The sequence below is a fragment of the Klebsiella sp. M041 genome (assembly GCF_059759695.1).
Genome location: NZ_JCAXWU010000017.1, coordinates 90,415 through 99,479, shown reverse-complemented (window position 1 = coordinate 99,479; position 9,065 = coordinate 90,415). Strand labels below are relative to the sequence as shown.

9 protein-coding genes are annotated in these 9,065 nt (G+C 52.9%); 5 read left to right on the top strand and 4 right to left on the bottom strand.

Translation table 11 applies throughout. The features are described from left to right. Positions 1 to 236: 236 nt before the first annotated feature. On the bottom strand, positions 237 to 743 hold the full coding sequence (gene mobB, locus AC6CWS_RS20850; RefSeq protein ID WP_023291488.1) for a molybdopterin-guanine dinucleotide biosynthesis protein MobB: 507 nt from the start codon (positions 741 to 743) through the stop codon (positions 237 to 239). After that, positions 740 to 1,321 (bottom strand): molybdenum cofactor guanylyltransferase MobA, encoded by a 582-nt coding sequence (gene mobA, locus AC6CWS_RS20845; protein ID WP_023291489.1) that lies wholly within the window; start codon positions 1,319 to 1,321, stop codon positions 740 to 742. Before mobA ends, mobB begins: the two co-directional genes overlap by 4 nt. A 71-nt stretch (positions 1,322 to 1,392) precedes the next feature. Between mobA and AC6CWS_RS20840 the strand changes: the two genes are divergently transcribed. The 3 genes from AC6CWS_RS20840 to dsbA all read left to right on the top strand — a co-directional run bounded on the left by AC6CWS_RS20840 (position 1,393) and on the right by dsbA (position 3,375). After that, complete coding sequence (locus tag AC6CWS_RS20840) at positions 1,393 to 1,662, top strand: YihD family protein (protein WP_065883495.1); 270 nt, start codon at positions 1,393 to 1,395, stop codon at positions 1,660 to 1,662. A gap of 75 nt (positions 1,663 to 1,737) precedes the next feature. Further along, entirely contained in the window at positions 1,738 to 2,724 is a 987-nt protein-coding gene (locus AC6CWS_RS20835) for a serine/threonine protein kinase (protein WP_065883493.1), read from the top strand. Between the two features lie 27 nt (positions 2,725 to 2,751). After that, entirely contained in the window at positions 2,752 to 3,375 is a 624-nt protein-coding gene (gene dsbA / locus AC6CWS_RS20830; protein ID WP_004203613.1) for a thiol:disulfide interchange protein DsbA, read from the top strand. A 39-nt stretch (positions 3,376 to 3,414) separates the two neighbouring features. Here the strand turns inward: dsbA and yihG are convergent, their stop codons facing one another. Next, positions 3,415 to 4,323: a 1-acylglycerol-3-phosphate O-acyltransferase, YihG family gene (gene yihG, locus AC6CWS_RS20825; RefSeq protein ID WP_023291491.1), complete on the bottom strand. Its 909-nt coding sequence runs from the start codon at positions 4,321 to 4,323 to the stop codon at positions 3,415 to 3,417. Between the two features lie 396 nt (positions 4,324 to 4,719). Here yihG and polA point away from each other — a divergent pair, with 396 nt between their 5' ends. Both polA and spfP read left to right on the top strand, forming a co-directional pair. Then, on the top strand, positions 4,720 to 7,512 hold the full coding sequence (gene polA, locus AC6CWS_RS20820) for a DNA polymerase I (RefSeq protein WP_065883491.1): 2,793 nt from the start codon (positions 4,720 to 4,722) through the stop codon (positions 7,510 to 7,512). Positions 7,513 to 7,677: 165 nt separating this feature from the next. Further along, complete coding sequence (gene spfP / locus AC6CWS_RS20815) at positions 7,678 to 7,725, top strand: small protein SpfP (protein WP_071892919.1); 48 nt, start codon at positions 7,678 to 7,680, stop codon at positions 7,723 to 7,725. A gap of 147 nt (positions 7,726 to 7,872) precedes the next feature. Here spfP and yihA read toward each other — a convergent pair whose 3' ends face one another. After that, positions 7,873 to 8,508 (bottom strand): ribosome biogenesis GTP-binding protein YihA/YsxC, encoded by a 636-nt coding sequence (gene yihA / locus AC6CWS_RS20810; RefSeq protein WP_023291493.1) that lies wholly within the window; start codon positions 8,506 to 8,508, stop codon positions 7,873 to 7,875. Between the last annotated feature and the right edge of the window lie 557 nt (positions 8,509 to 9,065).

Genomic DNA, 9,065 nt, shown 5'->3' with positions numbered 1-9,065 from the left:
CCCATGTGAGAGTAGGGAACTGCCAGGCATCAAATAAAGCAGAAAGCTCAGTCGAAAGACTGAGCTTTTTGTTTTTGCGTTTAAAAAGAACCCCGTCCCGAAAGGTGCGGGTTTTTTGCTGTGTGGTGTATGCTTCCCCCGGTGGCGCTGCGCTTACCGGGGCTACGGATCCGACATGGGGCTACGCCCCTGTGGCGCGGACAAGCTATGCAGCACTGACTCAGGGTGAAGTTCTGCTACTGCTTCGCTAACCAGCCGACAATAAATGTCGCAATCTGCGGAATATTATTTAAATCCAACAGCGGAAGTGAGGTCGCGATCGATACATCGCTGGCCACGGCGATGGTATGATCATCCATCGTTAACTCTTCCACACGATGGCCGCTGTTTTGCCGAAAAAGCAGGATCTTAGGCACTGCTTCATGCTTGAAACCCTCGACCAAAACAAGGTCCAGTCTGCTGGCATCCATTCGACTGACCAGCCATGTGAGATCTAATTCCGGCTTCTCGGGTGTTTCGGTCATCAGCGCCCACCGCTGTTCGCTGGCGACAATGGTTTGCGCAGCGCCCGCCTTGCGCAATTCATAGCTATCTTTGCCCGGCTTATCCACGTCCATATCATGATGGGTATGCTTGATCAGACCAGGGCGTAATCCTTGAGCGCACAGCTCAGGAATGAGACGCTTTAATAATGTCGTTTTCCCTGTACCGCTCCAGGCGGCAATCGCTAATAGCGGGATCATGATGGCTCCTGCATACGTTGCAAATCCTCGAGCGTATTCACATTCATAAAAGCCGATTTTACCTCGCTGAAGCTAACCGGATGGCCGCCCATCTGGCGCATGAACACCATTACCCGGCGTTCGCCGCTGGCAAGATAGGCCTCCAGATGCGGAATAATTTGACGATGCGCCAGCGCAACGGCGGGATGATCCCGTTCGCCGTCATGGGCCCAAACCACCGGCGCAGCGCTTTTTTGCTGGATAAAGCGCTCAACTAAAAATGACGGAATGAAGGGCGTGTCGCAGGGGCAAAAAACAAACCATGGACTCGCGACCTGCTGCATCACGGCAAGCATACCGGCTAAAGGACCCGGGTACCCCGCCTGCGTATCACGAAACACCGGATATCCACTGGCTTGCCACTGCGTAAGGTGACGGTTGGCGCTAATCACTAACTCATCTACCTGCGGAGCTAATGCCTCCGCGACGTGTCGCCAGAGAGGACGTCCATTGAGCAACTGTAATCCTTTATCAATGCCGCCCATTCGCGTGGCCCTGCCGCCCGCCAGCACGACGCCGGTTATCGCCTCGCTTTGCATATGAATATCGCCTCTTTCATTGTGGGATTGACCCTGTTAACTTGTCCCTATCAAGAGTAAGGAGCATGACCATGAAATGTAAACGTCTGAATGAAGTAATTGAACTCCTCCAGCCCGCCTGGCAGAAAGAGCCTGAACTATACCTGATGCAATTTTTGCAGAAGCTGGCGAAAGAGGCCGGCTATGATGGCGAACTGAGCGATCTTTCCGACGATATTCTGATCTATCACCTGAAGATGCGTGACTCTTCAAAAGATGCTGTCATCCCGGGTATTCAGAAGGATTATGAAGAGGACTTTAAAACCGCGCTGTTGCGCGCCCGCGGCGTAATAAAAGAGTAAAAGGTTGTAAGCGCTGCCGCGTAAAGCGCAATGAGATGATATCCTGAACTATTCGTACGATTATCGGATGTCAGGATGCACGATAAGGCTTTTACTTTTCAGACGCTTCGCCCGGATACCATTATCGATGGATTATTCGATCTGGGTATGCGGGTGGACTCCGGTCTTACCCCGCTGAACAGCTATGAGAACCGCGTTTATCAGTTCCAGGACGAAGAGCGTCATCGCTATGTGGTGAAGTTCTATCGTCCTGAGCGCTGGTCGGCAGCGCAGATCCTTGAAGAACACCAGTTTGCGCTTCAGCTTGTAGAAGATGAAGTGCCCGTTGCTGCGCCGCTGTTATTTAACGACAGTACGCTTCATCAGCATCAGGGATTTTATTTTGCCGTTTTCCCAAGCCTTGGCGGCCGACAGTTCGAGGCGGATAACCTTGATCAGATGGAGTGGGTTGGCCGTTATCTTGGGCGCCTGCACCAGACCGGGCGCAAACAGCGCTTTTCTGCGCGTCCGGAGATTGGCGTGCAGGAGTATCTGCTGGAACCGCGCCAGGTATTTGAACAGTCGACGCTTATCCCCTCAGGCCTGAAGGCCGATTTCCTGAAGGCGACCGATAAACTCATCGCTGCCGTCATGACCCAATGGCACGGCGGCGGGACTACTTTGCGCCTGCATGGCGACTGCCATGCAGGCAATATCCTCTGGCGCGATGGGCCGCTGTTTGTTGACTTAGACGATGCGCGAACCGGCCCGGCGATTCAGGATCTGTGGATGCTGCTCAACGGCGATCAGGCTGAACAGCGTATGCAGCTGGAGACCATCGTCGAGGCCTATGAGGAATTCAGCCCCTTTAACAGCGATGAAATCGCGCTTATTGAACCTTTACGCGCCATGCGACTGGTTTATTATCTGGCGTGGTTGCTCAGACGCTGGGACGATCCGGCTTTCCCGGTTAATTTCCCCTGGTTAACCGGGGAGGATTACTGGCGAGGGCAGACGTCTACTTTTCTTGAGCAGGTGAAGGTTCTACAGGAACCCCCGCTTCAGTTAACGCCAATGTATTAATGTGATATATCCAGGAGAGAGTAAATCATGAAAAAAGTTTGGCTGGCGCTGGCTGGTATGATTCTGGCTTTTAGTGCATCCGCTGCCCAGATCACCGACGGCAAGCAGTACATCACCCTTGATAAGCCGGTTGCTGGCGAGCCACAGGTGCTTGAGTTCTTTTCATTCTACTGCCCGCACTGCTATCAGTTTGAAGAAGTGCTGCATGTCTCTGACAGCGTGCGCCAGAAACTGCCAGAAGGCACCAAAATGACCAAATACCACGTCGAGTTCCTTGGGCCGCTGGGCAAGGAGCTGACGCAGGCATGGGCTGTTGCCATCGCGCTGGGCGTTGAAGATAAAATTACGGCGCCGATGTTCGAAGCGGTGCAGAAAAACCAGACCGTGCAGAGCCTGGCTGACATTCGTAAAGTGTTCGTCGACGCTGGCGTGAAAGGGGAAGACTACGATGCCGCATGGAACAGCTTCGTGGTGAAATCTCTGGTCGCTCAGCAGGAGAAAGCGGCAGCCGATCTGCAGCTGCAGGGGGTACCGGCTATGTACGTCAATGGTAAGTACCAGCTGAACCCGCAGGGGATGGACACCAGCAATATGGATGTCTTCGTCGCTCAGTATGCGGATACCGTGAAGCAGCTGGTTGAGAAGAAATAAAAAAAACGCCGGTCACTGACCGGCGTTACTCTATCTGCTTTACCGTGGCGTCCTTTCTTTGTCCCGCATGATGTCAGTTAACTGACGGTCTTTCTCTTCCCACAGCCCATTCAGCCAGCGCTGGAAGCCACGCTTAAAGTTCTTATCGTTGACGTAATCGCCGTGTAGCTCCTCGCCAATCGGTACCAGATTGATACGAACCACAATGCGCGTCAGTCGGCCGCTTAACATGTCGTAAAACGGCCTTGCATTATTTTCCGGGTAGCACAGCGTAACGTTCAGCAGTTTATCGAACTGCGAACCGAGAACATTGAGCGCCATGGCAATACCTGCCGCTTTCGGTGGTAAAAGATTGTGGTAAGGGGAGCGCGTCTCGCGCTTTTTTGCGTCGGTAAAACGCGAGCCTTCCACGAAATTGACGATAGTCGTCGGATGTGAGCGGAATTTCTCACATGAACGGCGGGTGGTTTCGACATCTTTACCACGGCGTTCCGGGTGACGAATAAGATAGCTACGCGAATAGCGGCGCATAAAAGGCATATCCAGTGCCCAGCAGGCGAGACCGATGAACGGTACCCACGCCAGCTGTTGTTTAAGAAAGTACTTATTCATCGGAATATGCTTGCGGAACAGTACGCACAGCACCACGATATCTGCCCAGCTGTGGTGGTTGCTGATCAGCAGATACCAGTTCTTTTTGTTCAGGCCTTCCAGACCCTGGACGTCCCATTTTAGCCAGGGATTGAGATGCAACAGCAGCGCCAGCCCTTCGCACCAGCAGTACATCATAAAATTGCAAAAAACGGATATAGAGCGCCATACCGCTGGAATGGGGACCAGCAGTTTAATCAGCCCGGCGACGATGATCGGTACAGAGCAGATAACGGTGACTAAGATGGTTAAGGCGATACTCAGCGGAAGTGTTATCGCAGCGAGTAATCTCGACATAGTTAGTTTATTCAGAAAGTTAGGCTGACAAAGAGCGCCTTTAAGCTGCGCAAGGGGCTGATTTTACCAGAAAACGCGGCAAATGACGGGTCTTACCAGAACAGAAAAAAACAAGGATCTTCTATCCACATGGAAGATTAGGTCATCAAATTAATGCCAGGATCGTTGATCTGTTTTTAAGTGATTGATAAATAGTGATTAATACTATTTATTCATTTATTTCCCGGGGCGGATAAGCTGACGTTGTAAAACTATGCACAAAGTTATCCACAAGCTAAGTTGTCGCGCGATCGCGACGATCGTTGAATCTTTTCCGCGAAATGCGGGAAAAATTCAGGATTTCATGCCCGTCTGTGGCATCCTTTATCCATAATCTGATAAACAGGCACGGAAATTATGGTTCAGATCCCAGAAAACCCTCTCATCCTCGTTGACGGCTCCTCCTATCTTTATCGGGCGTATCATGCGTTTCCGCCGCTGACTAACAGCGCAGGGGAGCCCACCGGGGCTATGTACGGCGTACTGAATATGCTGCGCAGTTTGATTCTGCAGTATCAACCGACTCATGCCGTCGTGGTCTTTGATGCGAAAGGGAAAACCTTCCGTGATGAATTGTTCGAACATTACAAATCTCATCGCCCGCCGATGCCGGACGATCTGCGCGCGCAGATTGAGCCGTTGCATAAGATGGTGAAAGCGATGGGGCTGCCGCTGATGGCGGTCCCGGGCGTCGAAGCTGACGATGTGATTGGCACCCTGGCGCGGGAAGCGGAAAGGGCCGGACGTCCGGTGCTGATCAGTACCGGCGATAAAGACATGGCCCAGCTGGTGACGCCGGGGATCACCCTGATCAATACCATGACCAACACTATCCTCGGGCCGGATGAGGTGGTTACCAAATACGGCGTCCCGCCGGAGCTGATTATTGATTTCCTGGCGCTGATGGGCGACTCCTCGGATAACATTCCTGGCGTGCCGGGCGTGGGCGAAAAGACCGCCCAGGCGCTGCTGCAAGGCCTTGGCGGCCTCGATACGCTGTATGCGGAACCGGAGAAAATCGCTGAACTGAGCTTCCGCGGCGCGAAAACGATGGCGGCGAAGCTGGAGCAGAACAAGGAGGTGGCTTATCTCTCTTATCAGCTGGCGACCATCAAAACCGACGTCGAGCTGGAGCTCACTTGTGAAGAGCTTGAGGTGCAGCCGCCGGCTGCAGACGATCTGCTGGCGCTGTTCAGACAGTATGAGTTTAAGCGCTGGAGCACCGACGTTGAAGCCGGGAAATGGCTGCAGGCGAAGGGGGGCAAACCGGCTGCGAAACCTGCAGTGCCTGCAGCAGCGGCAGAAGCCGAAGAAGAGGTTGAAGCCGCTACTGCACTTTCAGCAGAGCACTATGTCACTATCCTTGATGAGGCCACGCTGCTCACCTGGATCGATAAGCTGAAGCAGGCGCCGCTCTTTGCCTTTGATACGGAAACCGACAGCCTGGATAACATCTCCGCCAACATGGTCGGCCTTTCATTCGCTGTTGAGCCGGGCGTGGCCGCCTATGTCCCGGTAGCGCATGATTACCTTGATGCGCCGGACCAGATCCCGCGCGAGCGCGTGCTGGCGCTGCTTAAACCGCTGCTGGAGGATGAGAAGCTGCTCAAGGTTGGGCAAAATCTCAAATACGATCGCGGCATTTTGGCTAATTACGACATTGAGCTGCGCGGGATTGCGTTCGATACCATGCTGGAATCTTACATTCTCGACAGCGTGGCGGGCCGCCACGATATGGACAGTCTTTCCGACCGCTGGCTGAAGCATAAAACGATTACCTTCGAAGAGATCGCTGGCAAGGGTAAGAATCAGCTCACCTTTAACCAGATTGCGCTGGAAGAGGCTGGTCGCTACGCGGCGGAAGACGCCGATGTCACGCTTCAGTTGCATCTGAAAATGTGGCCGAAGCTGCAGCAGCATGAAGGTCCGCTGAATATCTTCCAACACATTGAAATGCCGCTGGTGCCGGTGCTGTCTCGCGTTGAGCGCAATGGCGTTAAAATCGACCCCGCCGTGCTGCATGCGCACTCGCAGGAAATTGCCCAGCGCCTGGTTGAGCTGGAGCAGCGGGCGCATGAGATCGCCGGGGAAGCGTTTAATCTCTCCTCCACCAAACAGCTGCAAACGATCCTGTTTGAAAAACAGGGTATCAAACCGCTGAAGAAGACGCCGGGCGGCGCGCCGTCAACCTCTGAAGAGGTACTGGAAGAGCTGGCGCTCGATTACCCGTTGCCGAAAGTGATTCTGGAGTACCGTGGGCTGGCGAAGCTGAAGTCGACCTATACCGATAAGCTGCCGCTGATGATTAACCCCAAAACGGGCCGCGTGCATACCTCCTATCATCAGGCGGTTACCGCCACTGGCCGTTTGTCGTCTACCGATCCAAACCTGCAAAACATTCCGGTGCGTAACGAAGAAGGGCGCCGTATTCGCCAGGCGTTTATCGCGCCGGAAGATTACGTCATTGTCTCGGCGGACTACTCGCAAATCGAGCTGCGCATTATGGCGCACCTGTCGCGGGATAAAGGCCTGCTGACCGCCTTCGCGGAAGGGAAGGATATTCACCGGGCGACGGCGGCTGAAGTGTTTGGCTTACCGCTGGACAGCGTCAGCAGCGAACAGCGGCGCAGTGCGAAAGCTATCAACTTCGGTCTGATCTATGGCATGAGCGCCTTTGGCCTGGCCCGCCAGCTGAACATCCCGCGTAAAGAAGCGCAGAAGTACATGGATCTTTATTTCGAGCGTTATCCGGGCGTGCTGGAGTATATGGAGCGCACCCGCGCACAGGCGAAGGAGCAAGGTTATGTTGAAACGCTGGATGGCCGTCGACTCTATTTGCCGGATATCAAGTCCAGCAATGGCGCTCGTCGCGCCGGTGCGGAACGTGCGGCGATTAACGCCCCGATGCAGGGGACGGCTGCGGATATCATCAAGCGGGCGATGATTGCCGTTGATGAATGGCTGCGCAGCGAGAAGCCTCGCGTGCGGATGATCATGCAGGTTCACGATGAACTGGTCTTTGAAGTGCATAAAGATGAGCTTGATGCCGTATCGAAAAAGATCCACGAACTGATGGAGAACAGCACTACGCTGGCGGTACCGTTGCTGGTGGAAGTGGGCAGCGGAGAAAACTGGGATCAAGCGCACTAAGTATACAAAGCGCAACGCGATTTTCTGTAAGTAAGCAACATAACTTATAGAGTTTTGTGAGGATCATTTGAATTTGCTATGTAAATAGTGAAAAAAAACTACAAAAAATGCTTTATCCGTGAGCGAAAGAAGAGTAGAGTTATTCGCGTAGGGTACAGAGGTAAGATGTTCTATCTTTCAGACCTTTTACTTCACGTAATCGGATTTGGCTGAATATTTTAGCCGCCCCGGTCATTTATGACCGGGGCGTTTTTTATTGCGCGAAAGAAAAGTGGCAAAGGGACAGGACACGCTTGTGCTTGATTCTGGAGAGGAACCCGGATAAGGCGCGGTACGCTCTTATCCGGCTGTTCGTGACGATTACTCGTCTGCGGCGCGCTCTTCTTCCTGCGGCGGGATTTCGTTAAACCAGCTATCCAGCTTCTGTCGCAGCTTATCCACGCCAGATTTTTTCAGCGAGGAGAAGGGTTCAACCTGGACATCGCCATTGAAGGCCAGTACCGCTTCACGCACCATATTCACTTGCGCTTTACGCGCGCCGCTGGCGAGCTTATCGGCTTTGGTCAGCAGCACCAGCACCTGAATATCGCTTTCTACCGCCCATTGGATCATCTGCTGATCGAGATCTTTAAGCGGGTGGCGAATGTCCATCAGAACCACCAGGCCCTTCAGGCACAGACGTTTTTCCAGATATTCTCCCAGCGCGCGCTGCCACTTGATCTTCATCTCTTCCGGGACTTGCGCATAACCATAGCCGGGCAGGTCGACCAGGCGTTTGCCTTCGGCAACTTCGAACAGGTTAATCAGCTGTGTACGTCCGGGCGTTTTGGAGGTCCGCGCCAGGCTTTTCTGGTTGGTCAGCGTATTCAGTGCGCTGGATTTTCCCGCATTGGAGCGGCCGGCGAATGCCACTTCAATACCAGTATCGGCAGGAAGATGGCGGATATCTGGCGCGCTGGTGACAAAGTGCGTCAGTTGATAATTCCAGTTGGTCAAGACGGTCGTCTCCGTTAAAACAGGCTATGGCAGGGATTATACCTGAACAGCAGAAAAAGGCTGTTTTTACCGCACGCCGGTTCTGTAAGTAAAAACCCTGCACTTTGTGAGACATTGGCTATTCTTCGTATAGGACATGCCTGAGAAAAATAAGGCCAATAAATCATAACCATATGAAACTAAATAAATTATAAAAATAGAGAAATCTGAAAGTAGATTTTTAACGGCCAGACTGGTTGTCGATTTTTGTCAACACGGTAAAGTAATACACAACGGCGAGGATGCTGAAAAGGATGAGGACTCAGGACGAGGGGTCAGGAAGCGCCAGGAGGCGAAGACCACAGGATTGTCAGGATGACACCCGTTTTGGAAACGTTTCAAAGGGAAAAGGAAGAAACAGGGACCGTTGGACGCTAAGGGAAAGACAGGGTAAGTCGTTAGCGAACAGGGAAAGAAGAGCCCGTTAAGGGTGGTCAGTGAGGAAAAAGGCGACAGAGTAATCTGTCGCCTTTTTTCTTTGCTTGCTTTCTGCTAGATTCCGCCTCAATTCTATACTG

What these genes read in the sequence shown, in the direction of transcription:
- mobB (WP_023291488.1), bottom strand. Translation starts at nt 743, where the DNA reads ATGATCCCGCTATTAGCGATTGCCGCCTGGAGCGGTACAGGGAAAACG.
- mobA (WP_023291489.1), bottom strand. Translation starts at nt 1,321, where the DNA reads ATGCAAAGCGAGGCGATAACCGGCGTCGTGCTGGCGGGCGGCAGGGCC.
- AC6CWS_RS20840 (WP_065883495.1), top strand. Translation starts at nt 1,393, where the DNA reads ATGAAATGTAAACGTCTGAATGAAGTAATTGAACTCCTCCAGCCCGCC.
- AC6CWS_RS20835 (WP_065883493.1), top strand. Translation starts at nt 1,738, where the DNA reads ATGCACGATAAGGCTTTTACTTTTCAGACGCTTCGCCCGGATACCATT.
- dsbA (WP_004203613.1), top strand. Translation starts at nt 2,752, where the DNA reads ATGAAAAAAGTTTGGCTGGCGCTGGCTGGTATGATTCTGGCTTTTAGT.
- yihG (WP_023291491.1), bottom strand. Translation starts at nt 4,323, where the DNA reads ATGTCGAGATTACTCGCTGCGATAACACTTCCGCTGAGTATCGCCTTA.
- polA (WP_065883491.1), top strand. Translation starts at nt 4,720, where the DNA reads ATGGTTCAGATCCCAGAAAACCCTCTCATCCTCGTTGACGGCTCCTCC.